The sequence below is a fragment of the Pseudomonas sp. Pseusp18 genome (assembly GCF_059506005.1).
This window is the reverse complement of the sequence record NZ_CP169240.1, coordinates 6,764,609-6,785,578: the sequence shown is the minus strand read 5'-3', so window position 1 is coordinate 6,785,578 and position 20,970 is coordinate 6,764,609. Positions and strand designations below refer to the sequence as shown.

Genomic DNA, 20,970 nt, shown 5'->3' with positions numbered 1-20,970 from the left:
GAATCTGCCGTCAACCTCTAATTTGGCTTTATCTATCAATAGCTTGCAGAAAGCCGGAAAACCGCCCGCTTTCCTTCTATAAAGGAGAGCAAAACCACTCCCTCTATATAGAAGAGGACTTCAGAGCACCCCCGCCTCTTTGAAAGCAGCGACTGCGTCGGCATTCAGACCCAATACCCGCTGCAAAACCTCCAGCGTATGCTCACCCAATAAAGGAGGTGCGCTACGGTACTCCACTGGCGTCTCGGACAGGCGTATCGGGCTCGCAACTTGGGGTACGATCCCGGCCAAAGCATGAGGCAGCTCAATAGCCAACCCACGAGCCTGAACCTGAGGGTCGGCAAACACCTGAGCCAGATCATTGATCGGCCCACACGGCACGCCTGCCTGCTCCAACCGCATCACCCATTCAGCAGTGGTCTTGAACACGGTCGCCTGGCGGATCAGCGGGATCAGCACCGCCCGATTTGCCACCCTTAACTTATTGGTCGCAAAACGCGGATCATCCGCCCACTGCGGCTGCCCGGCCACCTCCGCAAATTTGCGGAACTGCCCATCATTACCCACGGTGAGGATGAAGTCGCCATCGGCTGTAGGAAAGTCCTGATAAGGCACGATGTTCGGATGGGCGTTGCCCAGGCGCTTAGGCGCAATGCCCGTAGTCAGGTAGTTCATCGCCTGGTTCGCCAGACACGCCACCTGAACGTCCAGCAATGCCATATCAATGTGCTGACCGCCGCCACCATGATCCCGATGAGCCAGCGCAGCCAGGATCGCTACCGTTGAATAGAGCCCAGTCAGAATGTCTGTCAGCGCCACGCCAACTTTCACCGGGCCTGCACCTTCATCTCCTTCGGGGCGACCGGTCAAACTCATCAGACCGCCCAAGCCCTGGATCATGAAGTCATAACCCGCACGCTTGGCATACGGGCCGGTCTGACCGAACCCAGTGATCGAGCAATAGATCAGCTTCGGATTGGCCACCTTTAGCGACTCGTAGTCCAGCCCATATGCCGCAAGACCACCGACCTTGAAGTTCTCGATGAGGATGTCCGACTTCGCCGCCAACTCACGCACCAGTTGCTGACCCTCTGGCCGCGTGAAGTCGATGGTTACCGATTGCTTGTTGCGGTTGGCGGACAAGTAATAGGCCGCCTCGCTGGTGTTCTCGCCATAGGCGTCTTTAAGGAACGGAGGTCCCCAGGCGCGCGTGTCATCGCCATTACCCGGACGCTCGACCTTGATGACGTCAGCGCCAAGGTCCGCAAGGATCTGCCCGGCCCAAGGCCCGGCGAGCACCCGCGACAAATCCAGTACCCGTAGATGCGAAAGCGCGCCCATGGCCGTTCTCCTATTAATAGAACGCCTGGATGCCGGTCTGCGCGCGACCGAGGATCAGCGCGTGGACGTCATGCGTACCTTCATAGGTATTCACCACTTCCAGGTTGACCAAGTGGCGAGCCACACCGAACTCATCGGAGATACCGTTGCCACCCAGCATGTCGCGAGCCATGCGAGCGATGTCGAGGGACTTGCCGCAAGAGTTGCGCTTCATCATCGAAGTGATCTCGACCGCGGCAGTACCTTCATCTTTCATACGTCCCAGACGCAGGCAGCCTTGCAACGCCAGAGTGATTTCGGTCTGCATGTCGGCCAGCTTCTTCTGGATCAACTGAGTGGCCGCCAATGGACGACCAAACTGCTGACGATCCAGGGTGTACTGACGAGCGGTGTGCCAGCAGAACTCGGCAGCGCCCAGTGCGCCCCAGGAAATGCCGTAACGCGCCGAGTTAAGGCAGGTAAAAGGGCCCTTCAAACCACGGACATCCGGGAAGATGTTCTCTTCAGGAACAAACACGTTGTCCATGACGATCTCGCCGGTGATGGACGCACGCAAGCCGACCTTGCCGTGAATCGCCGGAGCGCTCAGACCTTTCCAGCCCTTCTCCAGCACAAAGCCACGAATGTCGCCCGCGTCGTCCTTGGCCCAAACCACGAATACATCAGCGATCGGACTGTTGGTGATCCACATCTTGCTGCCGGTGAGGCTGTAGCCACCTTCCACTTTGCGTGCACGCGTAATCATCGCGCCCGGGTCGGAACCGTGGTTGGGCTCGGTCAGACCAAAGCAACCAATCCATTCACCCGTGGCCAGCTTCGGCAGGTATTTCTGCTTCTGTGCTTCGGTACCGAATTCATTGATCGGAACCATGACCAGCGAAGACTGCACACTCATCATCGAGCGATAGCCGGAGTCGACACGCTCGACCTCACGGGCAATCAGGCCGTAGCTGACGTAGTTCAAGCCACTGCCACCGTATTGTTCAGGGATGGTCGCACCCAGCAGACCCACTTCACCCATCTCACGGAAAATCGCCGGGTCAGTCTTCTCATGACGGAAAGCTTCGAGAACACGCGGTGCGAGCTTCTGCTGAGCAAACTGCTCGGCCGTGTCGCGAATCATGCGTTCTTCTTCAGTGAGCTGTTGATCCAGCAACAGGGGATCGATCCAGTTGAAGCTAGCTTTACCGCCCATGAGTGAGTCCTCTCGAATCGGGTCAAATAACGTGGATTGATCCTAGGCCGGGTTCGGCGTCCCGGCAAACGAGGTTTTCGCATACTGTTGTGCTAATTTCTCACTCCGAAACGTTGCAAAATCGCCTTTATGCAATGCATTAGTGAGGTTGACGTACATGCGCAGGAAGATCCCCAGCACAACAGCCCTGATCAGCTTTGAAGCGGCAGCGCGCCACGAGAGCTTTACCAAGGCTGCCCAGGAGCTTTCTCTCACTCAGGGAGCGATTTGCCGGCAGATCGCCAGCCTCGAGGAGTTCCTCAATGTCGAACTGTTCCGACGTTCACGGCGCGGAGTGAAGCTGACAGAAGCCGGGCTTTCCTACAGCCGCAGGGTGGCCACCCAACTCGACGCGGTTGAACGGGACACCTTGTCAGTGATGGGCCAACAAGGCGCCAACTCGATCGAACTGGCGGTGGTTCCGACCTTCGGCACTCAATGGCTGCTGCCACGACTCAAGGATTTCCAGCACAAACATCCGGAGGTGACAGTCAACCTCACCAACCGTACACGCCCCTTCCTGTTTGCCGATACCGATTTCGATGCCGCCATTTATTTCGGCGACGCCGACTGGCCAGGTACCGAATCCCACAGATTAATGGGTGAGAACCCGATGCCGGTGTGCAGCCCCACGCTGCTGGGCCAAAAAACCAACCTGAGCCCCGGTGAAATCGCCGAGTTGCCCTTGCTGCAGCAGACCACTCGCCCTTATGCCTGGCGCCAATGGTTCAACTCACAGAACCTGAATATCCCGCGAGACATGACAGGGCCGCGTTACGAGCTATTCTCCATGCTCGCCCAAGCGGCGATGCATGACATGGGGATCGCGCTGATTCCGCCATTCCTGATTCAGCGCGAATTGGTGGAGAAGCGCCTGGTCATTGCCAATGCCCAAGCACTATCGAGCATCAAGGCCTACTACCTGATGATTCCTGATCGAAAGGTCGAATCAGCCTCTTTGAAGGCATTTCGCGACTGGCTGGTAAATCAGGCACATAGCTACAACCTAGAAGGATAAAGGCTCACACTGATTAGCTGACCACGTAGTCAATAAAACAAAAGTACTACAGATATAAGTATTTGTCGCATATCGACAGACTGTACTGAAAACAGTACAAACGTCCCACAAGCGTTTGAGTACGTGGCTTTGAGCCTCTATTGGCAAGCAATGACAACCTATTCACCGTGCGGATGTGTAAATTCTTGAATTTTGGCAAAAAACCTTAGAAGCCACGGCCTGCAAGGGATTTATCAGAGAGGTGCGACATTCGGTCACGGGGTGACTTGTAGTTAATTTTCCGTCACCCGTCATAATCCCTTGAAGGGCACAAAGTTCGCCTGCAAAATGCCGCGCCCCGCCCTGATTTGGCGGGACCGTGCTGATCGGCCGCCCCAGCCGCACCATCCGAAGTGCCTGGGTTTACTCAATAAGATCACGCAGGAGATTTGACGTGCACATTGGTGTTCCTCTCGAAACCCAGACGGGTGAAACACGGGTTGCTGCAACCCCGGAAACCATCAAGAAGCTGATCGGCCAGGGTCATAAGGTCACTGTACAAAGCGGCGCCGGCATTAACGCCAGCGTTGTCGACAGTGCTTATGAAGCTGCAGGCGCAACCATTGGCAGCGCCAACGATGCGTTTGGTGCCGAGCTGATTCTCAAGGTGGTCGCCCCCAGCGACAGCGAACTGACGCTGATCAAGAGCGGCACCGTCGTGGTGGGCATGCTCAACCCGTTCAGCAATGAAACCATCGCCAAACTGGCCGAATGCGGCATTACCGCGTTTGCGCTGGAAGCTGCGCCACGCACCTCCCGCGCCCAGAGCCTGGATGTGCTGTCCTCCCAAGCGAACATCGCCGGTTATAAGTCCGTGCTGCTGGCCGCTCACTACTACCCACGCTTCATGCCGATGCTGATGACCGCCGCGGGTACCGTGAAAGCGGCGCGCGTGCTGATTCTCGGTGCCGGTGTGGCCGGTTTGCAGGCGATTGCCACTGCAAAACGTCTGGGTGCCGTGATCGAAGCGTCCGATGTGCGTCCTGCGGTGAAGGAGCAGATTGAATCCCTGGGTGCGAAATTCGTCGACGTGCCGTACGAAACCGATGAAGAGCGCGAATGCGCCGTCGGTGTCGGCGGTTATGCGCGCCCCATGCCGGCCAGCTGGATGCAGCGTCAGGCCCTGGCCGTACACGAACGCGCCAAGCAGGCTGATATCGTCATCACCACGGCACTGATCCCGGGCCGCAAGGCGCCGACACTGCTCAGCGCCGAAACTGTGGCGCAGATGAAGCCAGGCTCGGTGGTTGTCGACCTCGCTGCAGCCCAGGGCGGCAACTGCCCGCTGACCGTGGCGGACCAGGTCGTGGTCTCGAATGGCGTGACCATTGTCGGCCCGACCAATCTGGCCGGTGCGGTGGCGGCAGACGCTTCGGCGCTGTACGCACGCAACCTGCTGGACTTCCTGAAGCTGGTCTTCAACAAGGAAGGCCAGTTCGAAGTGAACCTAGAAGACGACATCGTCGCCGCGTGCCTGATGTGCCGCGACGGCCAAGTCATCCGCAAAAACGCCTAAGCAGGGATTCAGACGATGGAAGAGCTTATCTCCCCCGGTATCTACAACCTGATCATCTTCGTGCTGGCGATTTATGTCGGTTATCACGTGGTCTGGAACGTTACACCTGCACTGCACACGCCATTGATGGCGGTGACCAACGCCATTTCGGCGATTGTGATCGTCGGCGCGATGCTGGCGGCCGCTTTGACCGTAACACCATTGGGTAAAACCATGGGCACCCTGGCGGTGGCTCTGGCGGCCGTGAACGTGTTCGGTGGTTTCCTGGTCACCCGTCGCATGCTTGAGATGTTCAAGAAAAAAGCCCCGAAAGCCGTACAAGAAGAGGCGCCCAAGTAATGAGCATGAACCTGGTAACGACGCTGTACCTGATCGCGTCGATCTGCTTCATCCAGGCCCTCAAAGGCCTGTCGCACCCGACCACGTCGCGGCGCGGCAACGTGTACGGCATGCTCGGCATGGCCTTGGCGATCCTCACCACCATCGGTCTCATCTATAAGCTGGCGGCGCTCTCCATTGAGCAAGGCGGTGCTACCGCCGGCATCGGCTACGTCATCGTCGGTCTGCTGGCCGGCGGTACCGCCGGTTCGATCATGGCCAAGCGCGTTGAAATGACCAAAATGCCGGAGCTGGTCGCCTTCATGCACAGCATGATCGGTCTGGCGGCGGTGTTCATCGCCATTGCAGCCGTCGTCGAGCCGCAGTCGTTGGGCATCGTCAAACATCTGGGCGATTCGATTCCGGCGGGTAATCGTCTGGAGCTGTTCCTCGGCGCGGCCATCGGTGCAATCACCTTCTCCGGTTCGGTGATCGCGTTTGGCAAGCTGTCGGGCAAGTACAAGTTCCGCCTGTTCCAGGGCGCACCAGTACAGTTCAGCGGTCAGCACAAACTGAACCTGCTGCTGGGTCTGGCGACGCTGGCACTGGGTGTCACGTTCATGCTGACCGGCAACTTCAGCGCCTTTGCCCTGATGCTGATCCTGGCCTTCGTGATGGGCGTGCTGATCATCATCCCGATCGGCGGCGCCGACATGCCCGTCGTGGTGTCGATGCTCAACAGCTACTCCGGCTGGGCAGCAGCGGGTATCGGCTTCTCGCTGAACAACTCGATGCTGATCATTGCCGGCTCGCTGGTGGGCTCGTCCGGTGCGATCCTTTCGTACATCATGTGCAAGGCGATGAACCGTTCGTTCTTCAACGTGCTGCTCGGCGGTTTCGGCAACACCGCGGATGCTGGCCCGGCGGGCTCCAAAGAAGCCCGTCCGGTGAAATCCGGTTCGGCTGATGACGCCACCTTCCTGCTGACCAACGCCGACACCGTGATCATCGTTCCAGGCTATGGCCTGGCGGTAGCACGGGCGCAGCACGCCTTGAAAGAGCTGACCGAGAAACTGAGCCACCGCGGCGTAACCGTGAAGTATGCGATTCACCCGGTTGCCGGCCGGATGCCTGGCCACATGAACGTATTGCTGGCCGAGGCCGAAGTGCCTTACGACCAGGTGTTCGAGATGGAAGACATCAACTCCGAGTTCGGCCAGGCCGACGTGGTGCTGGTGCTCGGCGCCAACGACGTGGTGAACCCGGCAGCCAAGAACGACCCGAAATCGCCGATTGCCGGCATGCCGATTCTCGAAGCGTTCAAGGCCAAGACCATCATCGTCAACAAGCGCTCGATGGCCAGCGGCTATGCCGGCCTGGACAACGAGTTGTTCTATCTGGACAAGACCATGATGGTTTTCGGCGACGCCAAGAAAGTCATCGAAGACATGGTTAAAGCCGTCGAGTAAAAACCTTCGGCAACCTGAACGCCCCGACTCGTCGGGGCGTTTTTGTTTGCGTCTGTTACCGATCCTGCAAAGGTGTTTTGCCTGAAAGCACCGGAATAGACGCCCCGAATGCGACCTTGGTAGCGGGACGGGCGCCGCTCGAATTCACTAGACTGCGCACCTTGCTTCCGTTGCCCGAGATAACAATCATGTACCGTGACCGTATTCGCTTGCCTTCATTGTTGGACAAGGTAATGAGCGCCGCCGACGCTGCCGCTCTGATTCAGGACGGCATGACCGTCGGCATGAGCGGCTTTACCCGAGCCGGCGAAGCCAAGGCCGTGCCTCATGCACTGGCCGAGCGCGCCAAGGTCACGCCGCTGAAAATAAGCTTGATGACCGGCGCCAGCCTGGGCAACGACCTCGACAAACAGCTGACTGAAGCCGGCGTACTGTCGCGACGCATGCCGTTCCAGGTGGACAGCACTCTGCGCAAGGCGATCAATGCCGGCGAAGTCATGTTCATCGACCAGCACCTGTCGGAAACCGTAGAGCAGCTGCGTAACCAGCAACTCAAGCTGCCGGACATCGCGGTGATCGAAGCCGTGGCGATCACCGAGCAGGGCCATATCGTGCCGACCACCTCGGTGGGCAACTCGGCCAGCTTCGCGATTTTCGCCAAACACGTGATCGTCGAGATCAATCTGGCGCACAACCCGAATCTCGAAGGCTTGCACGACATCTATATCCCTACCTACCGGCCTACCCGCACACCTATTCCACTGGTGAAGGTCGATGACCGTATCGGCAGCACTGCCATCCCGATACCGCCGGAAAAAATCGTCGCGATCGTGATCACTAATCAATCCGACTCGCCCTCTACTGTGCTGCCGCCGGACGCAGACACCCAGGCCATCGCCGACCACCTGATCGACTTCTTCAAGCAAGAAGTGGCTGCCGGTCGCATGACCAACAAACTCGGCCCGCTGCAAGCCGGTATTGGCAGTATCGCCAACGCGGTGATGTGCGGCTTGATCGACTCGCCATTCGAAGACCTGACCATGTACTCCGAAGTGCTGCAGGATTCGACTTTCGATTTGATCGACGCCGGCAAGTTGAGCTTCGCTTCGGGCAGTTCGATCACCCTGTCGAGCCGGCGCAATGCCGATGTATTCGGGAATCTGGAGCACTATAAGGACAAGCTTGTGCTGCGCCCCCAGGAAATCTCCAATCACCCCGAAGTGGTGCGGCGCCTGGGCATCATCGGTATCAACACCGCGCTGGAGTTCGACCTGTACGGCAACGTCAACTCCACTCACGTCTGCGGCACGCGGATGATGAATGGCATCGGCGGCTCGGGCGACTTCGCGCGCAATGCGCACCTGGCGATTTTTGTCACCAAGTCGATCGCCAAGGGCGGGGCGATTTCCAGCGTGGTCCCCATGGTCAGCCACGTCGACCACACAGAACATGACGTCGATATTCTCGTGACCGAGATCGGCCTGGCCGACCTCCGTGGCCTGGCCCCGCGCGAGCGGGCCCGCGTCATTATCGATAACTGTGTTCACCCGGACTATCGCCCGGCCCTGAATGACTACTTCACTGCTGCTTGCGCAGTCGGCGGGCATACCCCGCATATCCTGCGTGACGCACTGAGCTGGCACATGAACCTGGAAGAAACCGGGCGCATGCTGGCGGTGTAATTGATACAGATAGCAGCTGACGCAAACACAGTTTCGTCAGCTTGCTATTGCAGCATTCTTTTCAATCAAAAACTGTACTGCTGTACCGGTCTTTTCCTACCGTAATTGCCTACATTTTCCAGTCAAGCGCCATGAAATGCACCATATTGGTGCCGATAGGTACAGTTGCCTCAATTTAGACCAGTACACCACCGTTTAACAGTTAACTGGTCTCTCACAATACAGGTGAACTGTATCTACAGAGACTGGCCAAACGAGAGGATCATTGGCATCAGTCAAAGTTAAACCACTACCTAATCCCGCCATAAGCGGAAGGATGTCAACCATGGAACGTACACTCAGTTCCGAGCTGTTCTTCGAAGACACTGCTGCAAAAACCCAGGCTTCCCTGCCTTTGCGCGTTATCGCCAACCTGATGCTGTGGCAGCGCCGCATCTCCAGCCGCCATCAACTGGCTCGTCTGGATTCGCGTCTGCTGGCTGACGCCGGGATTAGCGAAGCACAACGCTACGAAGAGCTGAGCAAGCCGTTCTGGCGCTAAGTTAGCGTCGCTGGCTCTGACCCACCGGGTCCACCGCCAGCAACCCGAATTGAACAAACAAAACCCGTCGTGGGAAACCACGACGGGTTTTGTCGTTTTAGGGCTTCATATTGGGGGCGTACAGAAGAGAAAATCACCGACAGTGACAGTTTTTAAATATATAAAAACAACCAGTACAGTTTATTCTAAGTGTGTCTGCGCTCGCCTGCATGAACAAGCGGGACTGTTCTAACCGATGTACGCAGGCCTAATATCTGTATAAACCGTGGCGAACGCTTTAAGACGACAGGCGTCTGATCCTGTGCCACCTCTCTATCGGTCTATCCAAAGGAGCTACCTCATGTCCCCCCTTCGCCTGCTCAGCGCTGCAGCCCTGCTTGCCATGGCTGCCAATGCCCACGCCTCCAGTTTTATCGTGACCACCGACTCCATCGTTAATGGCCTGAAGGCTTCCTCCGACGCGACTTCGGATGTCTCGTCCTCCTTTCGCGACAACAAAATCGTCCGCGCTGCCCGTGACGATGCCGCCAGCTTCGTTGCCAGTGATGGTGCCATCCGTGGCGTGAAACTGGAAAGCGCGCTCAACCATATCCGCCAACAGGCTCCACAACTGAATGCGACCGACGCACAGCTGGCCCAGGCCATCCTGACGATCTAGGCCACTGCGCTGAACCGGGACACGCCCGTCGTGTCCCAATGTTTCGGCGCTGGCTCTAGCCCGGGCATTGCGCTAGCCTTGGGGCTCGCTTTCAGCTATCGAGCCTCATGCGTTTTCTTTCAAGTCTGTTGATCACTCCGGTTTTTCTCGCGGCCTGCTGGTCGGGTTCGGCCCATGCCTTCGACGCTTTCAACCTGTCTACACAAGGCACCGTAGCCAGTGGTTACGCCACCAGCATGGTGACCTCCGCGCCCTTCGACCATAAAATGCTGATCGCCGCCCGGGATGACGCTGCAGCGTTCATCGCCAGTGACGGCCAACTGCGAGGAGCACAACTGGAATCGGCCTTGATCTACCTGCGCCGGACCCAGCCAAAACTTCATGCCAGCGACCTTGAACTGGCGCAGGCAATTCTCGTCCAATAGTTATCCTTGTTTCTCCGGAGTCACTCCATGCGTAGCCCGCTGATTGCTGCCACCCTTGGCCTGCTGTTGTTGGCCGACGTGGCCCAGGCCCACACCCTGGTAGCCACCAGTAACATGATCATTCGTGCCTCCCAGCGCACGCTTGATTTCACTTCCGATACCACCACGTCCATCCGCGATTCGAAGATCGTCCGTGAAGCCCACGACGATGCGGCCAGTTTCGTCGCCAGCGACGGTGAAATCCGTGGTGCACACCTGGAGGCGGCCTTCGACACCTTGCGCACCCGCGTACCGGAAGCCCGCGACGCCAGTGATCAGGTTCTCGCCGAAGCCATCCTCGCACTGTGAAATCACTAAGCGCCTGGCTGCTGGCCGGGGTTGTGTTGCTACTTGGCAACACGGCCCAGGCCGGCCTGCAATTACGGCTCAAGACCGACGGCCTGAGCCCCGCGCAACAGCAGGCCAGTCAGGCACTGCTCGATGAAGCCATGCAGGCGTTACCGCCACGCTTCATCGAGCAGCTGGACCGGCACATCGATGTCGGCTGGACCGACAACATGCCGAGCAATGCCTATGGCCAGGCATCGCTGGTGTCTGAGCTCGACCTGAATCGCAACCTGCTCGCCAGCCTCACCGACGGCAGCGCCGCGACCAAAAAAACCTATCGTCCCCACGGCACCGTGCGCCAGGAAATGCTCGCCACGGTGTTGCACGAACTCACCCACATCTACGACCGCGCACGCCTGTGGCCGGACGCCGAGCGCACACTGATCCAGCGCTGCACACAACGTAACAGCAGCTCTGGACTGATCGGCATCCCGGATCAGTGCCGCGGACAGACCGACCGACGCTGGACCCTCAGCGACGACCCTCGCCTGCTCGATCTGGCCGGCTGGCCGCAATACGTCGGTCGGCGCGGTGAGCGCGAACAGCACAACCGGCAGATTGCCCGCAGCCCGGACATCTACGAGACGAGCAGCCCGAAGGAGTTCGTCGCGGTCAACATGGAGTACTTCCTCCTCGACCCAAGCTATGCCTGCCGTCGCCCTGCGCTGTATCGCTACTACAAAGAACACTTCGGCTGGGCGCCAGCCGCCAAAGACACCTGCGCCCGATCATTCGCCTTCCTCAATGCGGGTAACGATTTCGCCAAACAGCCCTTGGGCCAGGTCGATCCGGAACGGGTGTATGCCGTCGACTATCTGCTGGCAGAAGCCAACCAGAACTGGGTCAGCCGCTGGGGTCACAGCATGCTGCGACTGGTGATCTGCGCGCCCGGTCGGCCTCGCGGGCCGGATTGCCGCCTCGATCTGGATCAACATCTGGTGCTGTCCTACCGCGCCTTCGTCGGCGACGTACAGTTGTCGAGTTGGGATGGGCTGGTGGGCAAATACCCATCGCGCCTGTTTGTGTTGCCGCTGGCCCAGGTGATCGACGAATACACCAAGACCGAACTGCGCAGCCTGGCCTCGGTACCGCTGAACCTGTCGCGCAGCGAGATCGAAGACGTGGTGGAGCACGCCGCCGAGATGCACTGGAGTTACGACGGCAATTACTTCTTCCTGTCCAACAACTGCGCCGTGGAAAGCCTGAAACTGCTGCGCAGCGGCAGCAATAATGCCCAGCTGACAGGGCTCGACAGCATCATGCCCAACGGCTTGCTGGAAGTACTCAAGAGCCGCGGACTGGCGGATACCAGCGTGCTCGACGACCCTCGCGAAGCGTTACGCCTGGGCTATCGCTTCGACTCCTTCCGCGAGCGATATCAAGCGATGTTCGAGGTGCTGAAAAAGCACTTGCCGATCAAGCAGGAAAAGGTCGAAGACTGGCTGGCATTGAAAGCTGATGAGCGCCGCAAATGGATTGACCAGGCGGACCTGCGCACCAGCGCGGCATTGCTGTTACTGGAGCAGGCGAGCTTCCGCCAACAATTAGTGTTGGCTCAGGACGAAGTCAAACAGCGCTATCTGGGTGCTCGGGAATTGAACAACGGCGGCATGGATAAAGCCAACGCGACCTTGCAGCAGATTCTCGCCAATAGCGGCTTCCTCAGCCGTCCGGCCGAACTGCTCGCCACCGGTGGCTATGGTTTGCCGCAGCCGAACGAATGGAAACGCCTGGAGTCGGAAAGCAGCCTGCGCCAGAAGCAGCTTCAGGTGCTGACCGGGGACCTCGACAAGGAAGTGCGAGCGCTGCTCGAGCCGAGCCGCGCTGCTGAAATGGCCGCCAACGAAGAGAACCTGAAACAGGTTGGCGAACATTTGAGGAAATTGCACAAGGCTGCAGGTGGGTTGGAGTTGCCCTGAAAGCAAAAGATCGCAGCACATACAGCAAAAAGGGCTTCAGAACGTAGTCCTGAAGCCCTCGGTCTTGCTGTTTAGTCTGTGCCGCGAAGCGCTAATTCCTCTGTATCAGGAACTTACCTTCAGCTGACCCGCGCCTTACGCACGCCCTCGGACAAGGCCGCGCACAGGCTGAGTACGCCCTCCACAGCCTGATCCGGGGTCGAGGCGTTGGCGATGTGATCGATCAGCGCCGACCCCACCACCACACCATCAGCCAGACGCGCGATGGCCGCTGCCTGTTCCGGTGTGCGAATACCGAAGCCGATGCTGATCGGCAGATCGGTATGGCGACGCAGACGGGTGACGGCCTCTTCGACATGTTCCAGAGTCGCCGCGCCCGCACCGGTCACACCCGCCACCGACACGTAGTAAACAAATCCGGAACTGCCATTCAGTACGGTCGGCAGACGCCCATCGTCAGTCGTCGGAGTGGTCAGACGGATGAAGTCCAGGCCCGCCGCCTGTGCCGGGTCGCACAATTCAGCGTTATGTTCTGGCGGCATGTCGACCACGATCAGGCCATCGACACCGGCTTCTTTGGCTTCAGCGATGAAACGCGGCACGCCGTACATGTGAATCGGGTTGAAGTAACCCATCAACACCAGCGGAGTCTCGCTGTTGCCTTCGCGGAACTCGCGGACCATTTGCAGGGTTTTCGCCAGGTTCTGTTTGGCGCCCAGAGCACGGATATTGGCCAGCTGGATCGCCGGGCCGTCGGCCATCGGATCGGTGAAGGGCATGCCCAACTCGATCACATCAGCACCAGCACCGGGCAAACCTTTAAGGATCGCCAAGGACGTGTCATAGCTTGGGTCACCGGCGGTCACAAAGGTCACCAGGGCGGCGCGGTTCTGTTCCTTGAGTTCGGCAAAACGCGTTTGCAGGCGGCTCATCAGTGTTTCTCCTGCTTGGACTGCACTTGTTGAGAGTTTTCCATGTGGTGCATCACGGTTTGCATGTCTTTGTCGCCACGGCCGGACAGGTTGACCACCATCAGGTGATCTTTCGGCAGGGTCGGTGCGCGCTTGAACACTTCGGCCAGGGCATGGGCGCTTTCCAGTGCAGGAATAATCCCTTCCAGGCGGCAGCACTTATGGAATGCGTCGAGGGCTTCGTCGTCGGTCACCGAGGTGTACTGGACGCGGCCGATGTCATGCAACCAGGCGTGTTCAGGGCCGATGCCTGGATAGTCGAGACCGGCTGAAATCGAGTGCGCGTCAATGATCTGGCCATCATCGTCCTGCAACAGGAACGTACGGTTACCGTGCAGCACGCCCGGTACGCCGCCGTTCAGGCTGGCCGCGTGCTTGCCGGTTTCGATGCCGTAACCGGCCGCTTCGACGCCGATGATCTCGACGCTCTTGTCATCGAGGAACGGGTGGAACAGGCCCATGGCATTGGAACCACCGCCGATGCACGCCACCAGGCTGTCTGGCAGACGACCTTCCTGGGCTTGCAACTGCTCGCGGGTTTCCTTGCCGATGACGGCCTGGAAGTCGCGAACCATGGCTGGGTACGGGTGCGGACCGGCCACGGTGCCGATCAGGTAGAAGGTGCTGTCGACGTTGGTCACCCAGTCACGCAGGGCTTCGTTCATTGCGTCTTTGAGGGTGCCGGTGCCCGCGACTACCGGGATCACTTCGGCGCCCAGCAGCTTCATGCGAAACACGTTGGCTTGCTGACGTTCGATGTCAGTGGTGCCCATGTAGATCACGCAATCGAGGCCGAAACGCGCGGCCACGGTAGCGGTCGCCACGCCGTGCATGCCGGCGCCGGTCTCGGCGATGATGCGTTTCTTGCCCATGCGCCGCGCCAGCAGGATCTGGCCGATGCAGTTGTTGATCTTGTGCGCGCCGGTGTGGTTCAGCTCTTCGCGCTTGAGGTAAATCTTCGCGCCGCCGCAGAACTCTGTCAGGCGCTCGGCAAAATACAGTGGGCTTGGACGTCCGACGTAATCACGCTGGAAGTAGGCCAATTCTTCTTTGAATGCCGGATCTTCCTTGGCCGCTTCGTATTCGCGGGCCAGATCGAGGATCAACGGCATCAGGGTTTCGGCGACGTAACGGCCACCGAACGCGCCAAACAGGCCGTTGGCGTCGGGGCCGTTGCGCAGATTAGTCTGGGTCATGGGTCGCTCCAGTTGTATTCGAGAGGTGACGATGGGGTTCACTCTACCCCTGACATCCCACGCTGAAAACCGATAAGATCGCCGCAACCTGTCAGGAAAACTCACAGATCCCATGAGCCATGACCTCCCCCCGCTGAACGCGCTTCGCGCCTTCGAAGCCACTGCCCGCCTGAACAGCGTCAGTCAGGCTGCCGAACAGCTGCACGTCACCCATGGTGCGGTCAGCCGGCAACTCAAGGTGCTGGAAGAACACCTCGGCGTGAGCCTGTTCATCAAGGATGGACGCGGCCTTAAACTCACAGATGCCGGCGTTCGTTTGCGCGATGCCAGCGGCGAAGCCTTCGAGCGTTTGCGCAGCGTTTGCGCCGAGCTGACCCAAAGCACCGCCGATGCGCCGTTCGTGCTCGGCTGCTCGGGCAGTCTTTTGGCGCGCTGGTTCATTCCGCGTTTGGGGCGCCTGAATGCGGACCTGCCGGATCTGCGTTTGCACCTGTCGGCTGGCGAAGGCGATCTTGATCCACGACGGCCCGGCCTGGATGCTTTATTGGTATTTGCGGAGCCGCCGTGGCCGGCGGATATGCAGGTCTACGAATTGGCCAGCGAACGAATCGGTCCGGTCATGAGCCCTCGATTTGCCGGTTACGAAAGGCTACGAGACGCACCGGCAAGCACACTGTTGAGCGAACCATTGCTGCACACCACCTCACGCCCGCAAGCCTGGCCGAGCTGGGCACAGCAAAGCGGCCTCGATGACAAGGCGCTGAAGTACGGTCAGGGATTCGAGCATTTGTATTATTTGCTGGAAGCAGCAGTGGCCGGGTTGGGCGTCGCCATCGCGCCCGAGCCGCTGGTGGCCGAAGACGTGAAGGCCGGTCGCCTGGTTGCGCCATGGGGCTTCCGTGAAACCCCGGCGCAACTGGCGTTGTGGCTCCCCAAGCGCGCCGCGGACGGGCGCGCCCGGCAGTTGGCGCAGTGGCTTAAAAACGAACTGCGCCAGACACCTTAATGACCGCGCTTGAACAATAAATAGGCCGCGAGCAATCCCAGCGCACCAACGGCAACACCGGCTGTAGTCCAAGGGTGTTCCTGGGCGTAGTCACGAGTCGCGATCCCGGTCTCACGGGTTTTGACCTTGACCTCTTCATAGGCATCGGCGAGCAGATGGCGTGAGTGTTTCAGCGCGTTCTCGGCGTTGCTTTTCAGCGTTTTAAGGGTTTTACGCGACTCGTCCGAGGCGTCGTCCTTCAGGTTTTCCAACGATTTCAACAGACTCTCGATCTCGGCTTCCATGCTTTGCAATGAGGCGTTGCGTAACGACGTGTTGGCCATGATGGCTCTCCTGCATTGTTGATGAGTGACGTGTGTTGGTTGGGACTTCAGGGGTTCGAGAAAGTGCAGTAAATCTGAACGTCGCTACGGATTGGTCGACAGAAGAAATAAGAAAAATCACTGCTAGGCTGTATTTCACACCTCAAGGAGAACGCCATGTCTGACCATCACACCTACAAGAAAGTCGAACTGGTTGGCTCGTCCACCAGCAGCATTGAAGACGCCATCAACAACGCCCTGGCCGAAGCCAACAAAAGCCTCAAGTACATGGAATGGTTTGAAGTGACCGAAACTCGCGGGCATATCAAGGACGGCAAAGCTGCACACTTCCAGGTGACACTCAAAGTCGGTTTCCGGATTGCCAGCAGCTGAGTTTGAGCCAGCCGTCTGAACTTGCACGCCGACCGCATGCCATAGGAAACAGCAAAGCGCTACAGGGAGAGCGCATCCAGTCGATAGCTGGATGCCCTCCCTCTATTGATCCGACCAAGGAGTGCACCCATGAAGAAGTTTATTCTGGCGGTAGGTTTGTTGAGCCTTGCGGGAACAGCCTTTGCCCAGGTCAAGTCGTGTGAAGAGCTGAAAGCCGAAATCGCTGCAAAACTGGACGCCAAGGGTGTTTCCAATTACACGCTGGAGATCGTCGACAAAGGCACTGCTGCCGGTGGGAAAGTCGTCGGAAAATGTGAGAAGGGCTCCAAGGTAATCGTCTACAAACAGGGCTGACTTCCCTCAATAACGAAAAGCCGACGCCAGGGCGTCGGCTTTTTGTGGATGCCGTTCAAGTGTCAGCCCTTCATGACCTGCGCCAACAGTTCATAGGAGTGCACGCGATCGGCATGTTCATACAGGTCACAGGTGAAAATCAGTTCATCCGCCTGAGTCTGTTCGATCAGCACCTCAAGCTTGGCGCGGATTTTCTGCGGGCTGCCGACCATGGCCAGCCCCAGGAAATCACCGACCGCTTCTTTCTCATGGGGTAGCCATAAGCCGTCCATGGTCTTCACGGGTGGGCGTTGCACCAGGCTCTGGCCACGCATCAACGCAAGAATCCGCTGGTACACCGAAGTGGCCAGGTAATCGGCCTGCTCATCGGTGTCTGCCGCCACCAGCGGCACGCCGAGCATCACGTAAGGCTTATCCAACACCGCTGAAGGCTTGAAGTGGTTGCGGTAGACGCGAATCGCTTCATGCATGAAGCGCGGTGCGAAATGTGAAGCGAAGGCGTAGGGCAAACCGCGCTCACCGGCCAGCTGCGCACTGAACAGGCTCGAACCCAGCAACCAGACCGGGACGTTGGTGCCGGTACCCGGCATGGCAATGATCCGCTGATCCGGCGTGCGTGGGCCGAGGTAGCGCATCAACTCGGCCACGTCTTCCGGGAAATCGTCGGCGCTGCCGGAACGCTCGCGACGCAAAGCGCGGGCGGTCATTTGATCGGAGCCGGGCGCGCGCCCCAGGCCCAGGTCAATCCGGCCTGGATACAGGCTTTCCAGAGTGCCGAACTGCTCGGCGATCACCAGCGGCGCGTGGTTGGGCAGCATCACGCCACCCGAACCGACACGGATGGTCGAAGTGCCACCGGCCAGATAGCCCAGCAGGACCGAGGTCGCCGAACTGGCTATCCCGTCCATATTGTGGTGTTCGGCGACCCAAAAGCGGTTGTAGCCGAATTTTTCGACGTGCTGCGCCAGGTCCAGGGAATTGCGCAGAGACTGGGCCGCACTGCCGTTCTCGCGCACGGGCACCAGATCGAGGGTCGAAAACTTGATCTCAGACAGTTGTTTCATAACCTGCTTCTCCAATGGGTAAGCAGGTTCTTTCAGGAACGAAAACCTGCCGAGTCTATAAGCGTGTTCTCTGCAATGAGGGCATATACCCGAGTTTCAATAGGAGAGACAAAATTCCTGTGCAATTAGAGGACTGATCAGATGAGGTGAACTTTGCCCGACGGTCTATCCTCAGAACCCTGGCAACCGAAAAACCACGAAGGCGCGACGTTTAGCGCCGGATCTTGAGGAGGCAGACATGGCTATTACAAAGAAAGCATCGGCTCATTGGGAAGGTGATCTGAAGACCGGCATCGGCTCGATTTCCACGGAAACCGGTGTACTCAGAGAAGCGCCCTACGGCTTCAAGGCCCGTTTCGAAGGCGGTAAAGGCACCAATCCCGAGGAGTTGATCGGCGCGGCCCACGCTGGCTGTTTCTCCATGGCGTTTTCAATGATTCTCGGTGAGGCTGGCCTCAAGGCCGACAGCATTGACACCAATGCCGAAGTCACCCTGGACCAGGTGGACGGCGGCTTTGCAATCACCGCGGTGAAACTGATCCTCAAGGCGAAAATCCCCGGGGCGACCCAGGCGCAATTCGAAGAACTGAGCAACAAGGCCAAAGAGGGCTGCCCGGTGTCCAAGGTACTGAATGCGAAAATCAGCCTGGATGCGACGTTGGTCAGCTAAACCGATAAAAGATCGCAGCCGTCGGCAGCGCCTGGATTATTGATTGATCGGTAGGCGCTGTCGAAAACTGCGATCTTTTTTGCGTTGAAACAAAACCTGGCTGGCGTAATTGTGGTCGAATAAATGACAGCAGCTTTAGCGCATCACCGTGCGCGCTGCCTCAAGGGAGCTTCAACCATGAAACGTTTTGCCTTGGCGGTTATCTGTTGCACGCTGGCCACATCGGCTCTCGCGGCACCGAAATCCTGTGAAGAACTCAAGGCCGAGATCGAAGCCAAGATCCAGGCCAATAACGTTTCGTCCTACACCCTGGAAATCGTCACCAACGACGAAGTGCACGATCAGAATATGGTGGTCGGCACGTGCGAAAGCGGCACGAAGAAAGTCATCTACCAAAAAAATGACAGTTGATTCGCCTCACATGAGGCAGTAGCTCTCGCGATCTTCGGCGACAATCTCCCGCTTGGCGTTATACAGCCGGGCGCTGGGGGTGAGCGCTATGGAGCGAGCTTCCAGCAAATAACGCTGGCCGGCCTCGAAATGGTCGTAATTGATGGTCAGGTAGCACAACCGCTCGAGCGGAGCGTTCATCAAGCCCAAGCCCCCGCTAAATACTTCAAAATCGAAACGCACTATCAGCTCATGGCTACCCGGGGTGACCTGGAAGTAACGACCATCGCGCAACCGCTGGTTGTCCAGCCGTTCGGCCATCAGTAGTTTCCCGCCGGGGCTTGGCGTGGCGAAGTCGACCCAGGCCATTTGCGGATTGACCGCCGGCAACGGGCTCGCACAGCCAACAAAGGCACCTGCAGCGAGCAACAGCAACAACCTGCGCATGATGAATATCCCAAGGACTGGTCATTCAGCATAGCGCCGATCAGGTGCGTTGGCAGCCCGCTGGCTTACCCTGCCCAATCACTTTTCGCTGCTGGTCATAGAGCTTTGCCCACGGCCGAAAGCCGATATTCCCCGCTTGCAGCTGATACCGCTGCCCGGCGTTGAAGTCCTTGAATTTCACATTCAACTGGCAGTCGCGCCACAGCGGCTCTGCGTCGGGGCCAATGTTGGTCGGCTGGACCGCGAACAAGTAGCGAACCTTCAGCTCATGGCTGCCGGGCTGCACCTGGAAGTAGCGCTTGTCGATGGAAGTCTTGTTATCGACTTCCAGCGCTTGCAGCGCGGTATCTTCCTGCCGTGAGTCCAGATCGATCCAAGCCTGGGAAGGATCAGGGGTAGGCAATCCGGCACAGCCGGCCAGCATCAGCAGGCCTCCCGTCAGCATCAATTTGCGCATAGCGGAGCTCCAATAGGCGGGATAGTCTTGCGGGCAGACTTTCCAGGGATTTTTTTATTTTGATCAGGCCGCGTCCAAGCCTTGGGTTACTTGATCGCGTTTTACGCATTTTGTTTCCGGGTGTGATTCTTTTGTTGCTCAACGGCTGCGCGAGCGTCAGCTATTACGGCCAATTGGCCAGTGGTCAGCTGCACTTGCTGCGGGCTCGGGAGCCGGTTGCCAATGTGATTGCCGATCCCGCCCGCGATCGGCAATTGCGTGCGCATCTGGCCCAGTCACAAAAGGCCCGAACGTTCGCCAGCCAACACCTGCATCTGCCGGACAACCAGAGCTACCGCTTGTACGCCGACATCGGCCGGCCATATGTGGTCTGGAATGTCTTCGCCACGCCGGAGTTTTCGCTGAAGCCACAGAACCATTGCTTCCCCGTTGCCGGCTGCGTCGCTTATCGCGGTTTTTACAGTCAGAGCGCTGCTCGCGGCGAGGCCGCCTTGCAACGCCTGCAAGGTATGGACGTGTCGATCGGCGGCGTCGAGGCCTATTCGACGCTCGGTTGGTTCAACGATCCGATTATTAGCTCGATGATGGCGTGGGGCGACGAACGGTTGGCCACGCTGATTTTTCACGAACTCGCGCACCAACGTTTTTATGTGAAAGACGACACCGAGTTCAACGAGTCCTTCGCCACGTTCGTCGAACAGGAAGGCACTCGCCAATGGCGCGCATTCCGAGACATGCCGCCGGATAATGGAGCGTTGGTACGCCAACGCGACCAGTTCATCCAATTGATTCTGGACACCCGCACCCGGCTTGAACGGCTTTACGCCCTGCCGCTGCCGGCCGACCAAATGCGTGAGCGAAAAGCGGCCGAGTTCGAACAATTGCGCCGTGAGTACAGGACCCTGCGTGACAGCCAATGGGCTGGCAACAATCGCTACGATGCATGGATCAACGCCCCGATGAACAACGCCCGATTATTGCCGTTTGGTTTGTATGACCAGTGGGTGCCAGCGTTTACCACACTGTTCAGGCAGGTCGATGGTGATTGGGTGAGGTTTTATGCGGCAGTGGAGAAGGTGGGCACGTTGCCGGTTGGGGAGCGCAAGGCGGCGTTGAGGGCGTTGGCAGGATCAGCGAATTCCGGTGGCTGAACGGGCCCCTTCGCAGGCGGTG

24 protein-coding genes are annotated in these 20,970 nt (G+C 58.5%); 16 read left to right on the top strand and 8 right to left on the bottom strand.

What is annotated here, in order from left to right; genetic code table 11:
* Positions 1 to 120 precede the first annotated feature (120 nt).
* Together ACEN9A_RS30775 and ACEN9A_RS30770 are read right to left on the bottom strand one after the other, a co-directional pair.
* Positions 121 to 1,341 carry a CaiB/BaiF CoA transferase family protein gene (locus ACEN9A_RS30775; RefSeq protein ID WP_258671844.1) on the bottom strand — a complete coding sequence of 407 codons (1,221 nt, stop codon included), beginning with the start codon at positions 1,339 to 1,341 and terminating at the stop codon, positions 121 to 123.
* A 13-nt stretch (positions 1,342 to 1,354) separates the two neighbouring features.
* A complete protein-coding gene (locus ACEN9A_RS30770) occupies positions 1,355 to 2,536 on the bottom strand; it encodes an acyl-CoA dehydrogenase (RefSeq protein WP_019651177.1) in 1,182 nt (393 codons plus the stop codon).
* 157 nt (positions 2,537 to 2,693) lie between these two features.
* Here ACEN9A_RS30770 and ACEN9A_RS30765 point away from each other — a divergent pair, with 157 nt between their 5' ends.
* The 10 genes from ACEN9A_RS30765 (at position 2,694) to ACEN9A_RS30720 (ending at position 12,547) form a co-directional block, all read left to right on the top strand.
* Entirely contained in the window at positions 2,694 to 3,593 is a 900-nt protein-coding gene (locus ACEN9A_RS30765; RefSeq protein ID WP_258671843.1) for a LysR family transcriptional regulator, read from the top strand.
* Between the two features lie 433 nt (positions 3,594 to 4,026).
* On the top strand, positions 4,027 to 5,148 hold the full coding sequence (locus ACEN9A_RS30760) for a Re/Si-specific NAD(P)(+) transhydrogenase subunit alpha (RefSeq protein ID WP_018927228.1): 1,122 nt from the start codon (positions 4,027 to 4,029) through the stop codon (positions 5,146 to 5,148).
* 15 nt (positions 5,149 to 5,163) lie between these two features.
* Positions 5,164 to 5,487 (top strand): NAD(P) transhydrogenase subunit alpha part 2, encoded by a 324-nt coding sequence (locus ACEN9A_RS30755; RefSeq protein ID WP_007940759.1) that lies wholly within the window; start codon positions 5,164 to 5,166, stop codon positions 5,485 to 5,487.
* A complete protein-coding gene (locus tag ACEN9A_RS30750) occupies positions 5,487 to 6,935 on the top strand; it encodes an NAD(P)(+) transhydrogenase (Re/Si-specific) subunit beta (RefSeq protein WP_018927229.1) in 1,449 nt (482 codons plus the stop codon). The genes ACEN9A_RS30755 and ACEN9A_RS30750 overlap by 1 nt, the downstream gene beginning before the upstream one ends.
* Before the next feature lie 188 nt (positions 6,936 to 7,123).
* On the top strand, positions 7,124 to 8,617 hold the full coding sequence (gene scpC, locus ACEN9A_RS30745) for a succinyl-CoA:acetate CoA-transferase ScpC (protein WP_258671842.1): 1,494 nt from the start codon (positions 7,124 to 7,126) through the stop codon (positions 8,615 to 8,617).
* 325 nt (positions 8,618 to 8,942) lie between these two features.
* Positions 8,943 to 9,158, top strand: coding sequence for a DUF1127 domain-containing protein (locus ACEN9A_RS30740; protein WP_018927231.1), 216 nt, complete (start codon positions 8,943 to 8,945; stop codon positions 9,156 to 9,158).
* 340 nt (positions 9,159 to 9,498) lie between these two features.
* On the top strand, positions 9,499 to 9,816 hold the full coding sequence (locus ACEN9A_RS30735; protein ID WP_018927232.1) for a DUF2388 domain-containing protein: 318 nt from the start codon (positions 9,499 to 9,501) through the stop codon (positions 9,814 to 9,816).
* 107 nt (positions 9,817 to 9,923) lie between these two features.
* Positions 9,924 to 10,241 carry a DUF2388 domain-containing protein gene (locus tag ACEN9A_RS30730; RefSeq protein WP_018927233.1) on the top strand — a complete coding sequence of 106 codons (318 nt, stop codon included), beginning with the start codon at positions 9,924 to 9,926 and terminating at the stop codon, positions 10,239 to 10,241.
* Positions 10,242 to 10,268: 27 nt separating this feature from the next.
* Positions 10,269 to 10,589: a DUF2388 domain-containing protein gene (locus ACEN9A_RS30725; protein WP_019651180.1), complete on the top strand. Its 321-nt coding sequence runs from the start codon at positions 10,269 to 10,271 to the stop codon at positions 10,587 to 10,589.
* The gene (locus ACEN9A_RS30720) at positions 10,586 to 12,547 is read left to right on the top strand and encodes a DUF4105 domain-containing protein (RefSeq protein ID WP_258671840.1); all 1,962 of its coding nucleotides are present in this window, start codon (positions 10,586 to 10,588) and stop codon (positions 12,545 to 12,547) included. The genes ACEN9A_RS30725 and ACEN9A_RS30720 overlap by 4 nt, the downstream gene beginning before the upstream one ends.
* A gap of 119 nt (positions 12,548 to 12,666) precedes the next feature.
* Here the strand turns inward: ACEN9A_RS30720 and trpA are convergent, their stop codons facing one another.
* Positions 12,667 to 13,479 (bottom strand): tryptophan synthase subunit alpha, encoded by an 813-nt coding sequence (gene trpA, locus ACEN9A_RS30715; RefSeq protein WP_258671839.1) that lies wholly within the window; start codon positions 13,477 to 13,479, stop codon positions 12,667 to 12,669.
* Positions 13,479 to 14,714 carry a tryptophan synthase subunit beta gene (trpB, locus tag ACEN9A_RS30710; protein ID WP_007940749.1) on the bottom strand — a complete coding sequence of 412 codons (1,236 nt, stop codon included), beginning with the start codon at positions 14,712 to 14,714 and terminating at the stop codon, positions 13,479 to 13,481. Before trpB ends, trpA begins: the two co-directional genes overlap by 1 nt.
* A gap of 112 nt (positions 14,715 to 14,826) precedes the next feature.
* Between trpB and ACEN9A_RS30705 the strand changes: the two genes are divergently transcribed.
* Positions 14,827 to 15,720 carry a LysR family transcriptional regulator gene (locus ACEN9A_RS30705; protein WP_019651182.1) on the top strand — a complete coding sequence of 298 codons (894 nt, stop codon included), beginning with the start codon at positions 14,827 to 14,829 and terminating at the stop codon, positions 15,718 to 15,720.
* On the opposite strand, the gene ACEN9A_RS30700 is transcribed toward ACEN9A_RS30705, so the two are convergent.
* The gene (locus ACEN9A_RS30700; protein ID WP_258671837.1) at positions 15,717 to 16,043 is read right to left on the bottom strand and encodes an ElaB/YgaM/YqjD family protein; all 327 of its coding nucleotides are present in this window, start codon (positions 16,041 to 16,043) and stop codon (positions 15,717 to 15,719) included. The two genes, ACEN9A_RS30705 and ACEN9A_RS30700, sit on opposite strands and share 4 nt — an antisense overlap.
* Positions 16,044 to 16,199: 156 nt before the next feature.
* On the opposite strand from ACEN9A_RS30700, the gene ACEN9A_RS30695 reads away from it, so the two are divergent.
* Both ACEN9A_RS30695 and ACEN9A_RS30690 read left to right on the top strand, forming a co-directional pair.
* The gene (locus ACEN9A_RS30695; protein ID WP_018927240.1) at positions 16,200 to 16,415 is read left to right on the top strand and encodes a dodecin; all 216 of its coding nucleotides are present in this window, start codon (positions 16,200 to 16,202) and stop codon (positions 16,413 to 16,415) included.
* A 129-nt stretch (positions 16,416 to 16,544) separates the two neighbouring features.
* Complete coding sequence (locus ACEN9A_RS30690; protein ID WP_018927241.1) at positions 16,545 to 16,769, top strand: DUF1161 domain-containing protein; 225 nt, start codon at positions 16,545 to 16,547, stop codon at positions 16,767 to 16,769.
* A 62-nt stretch (positions 16,770 to 16,831) separates the two neighbouring features.
* Here the strand turns inward: ACEN9A_RS30690 and ACEN9A_RS30685 are convergent, their stop codons facing one another.
* A complete protein-coding gene (locus tag ACEN9A_RS30685; RefSeq protein WP_019651184.1) occupies positions 16,832 to 17,833 on the bottom strand; it encodes an LLM class flavin-dependent oxidoreductase in 1,002 nt (333 codons plus the stop codon).
* A 238-nt stretch (positions 17,834 to 18,071) separates the two neighbouring features.
* Between ACEN9A_RS30685 and ACEN9A_RS30680 the strand changes: the two genes are divergently transcribed.
* Positions 18,072 to 18,503 (top strand): OsmC family protein, encoded by a 432-nt coding sequence (locus ACEN9A_RS30680; protein WP_007940742.1) that lies wholly within the window; start codon positions 18,072 to 18,074, stop codon positions 18,501 to 18,503.
* Between the two features lie 177 nt (positions 18,504 to 18,680).
* Complete coding sequence (locus ACEN9A_RS30675; protein ID WP_019580280.1) at positions 18,681 to 18,914, top strand: DUF1161 domain-containing protein; 234 nt, start codon at positions 18,681 to 18,683, stop codon at positions 18,912 to 18,914.
* Between the two features lie 6 nt (positions 18,915 to 18,920).
* Here the strand turns inward: ACEN9A_RS30675 and ACEN9A_RS30670 are convergent, their stop codons facing one another.
* The gene (locus ACEN9A_RS30670; RefSeq protein WP_258671836.1) at positions 18,921 to 19,340 is read right to left on the bottom strand and encodes a PA0061/PA0062 family lipoprotein; all 420 of its coding nucleotides are present in this window, start codon (positions 19,338 to 19,340) and stop codon (positions 18,921 to 18,923) included.
* A 40-nt stretch (positions 19,341 to 19,380) separates the two neighbouring features.
* Positions 19,381 to 19,797: a PA0061/PA0062 family lipoprotein gene (locus ACEN9A_RS30665; protein ID WP_019651186.1), complete on the bottom strand. Its 417-nt coding sequence runs from the start codon at positions 19,795 to 19,797 to the stop codon at positions 19,381 to 19,383.
* Positions 19,798 to 19,856: 59 nt separating this feature from the next.
* On the opposite strand from ACEN9A_RS30665, the gene ACEN9A_RS30660 reads away from it, so the two are divergent.
* Positions 19,857 to 20,948: an aminopeptidase gene (locus ACEN9A_RS30660; RefSeq protein WP_258671834.1), complete on the top strand. Its 1,092-nt coding sequence runs from the start codon at positions 19,857 to 19,859 to the stop codon at positions 20,946 to 20,948.
* The last annotated feature ends 22 nt before the right edge of the window (positions 20,949 to 20,970 follow it).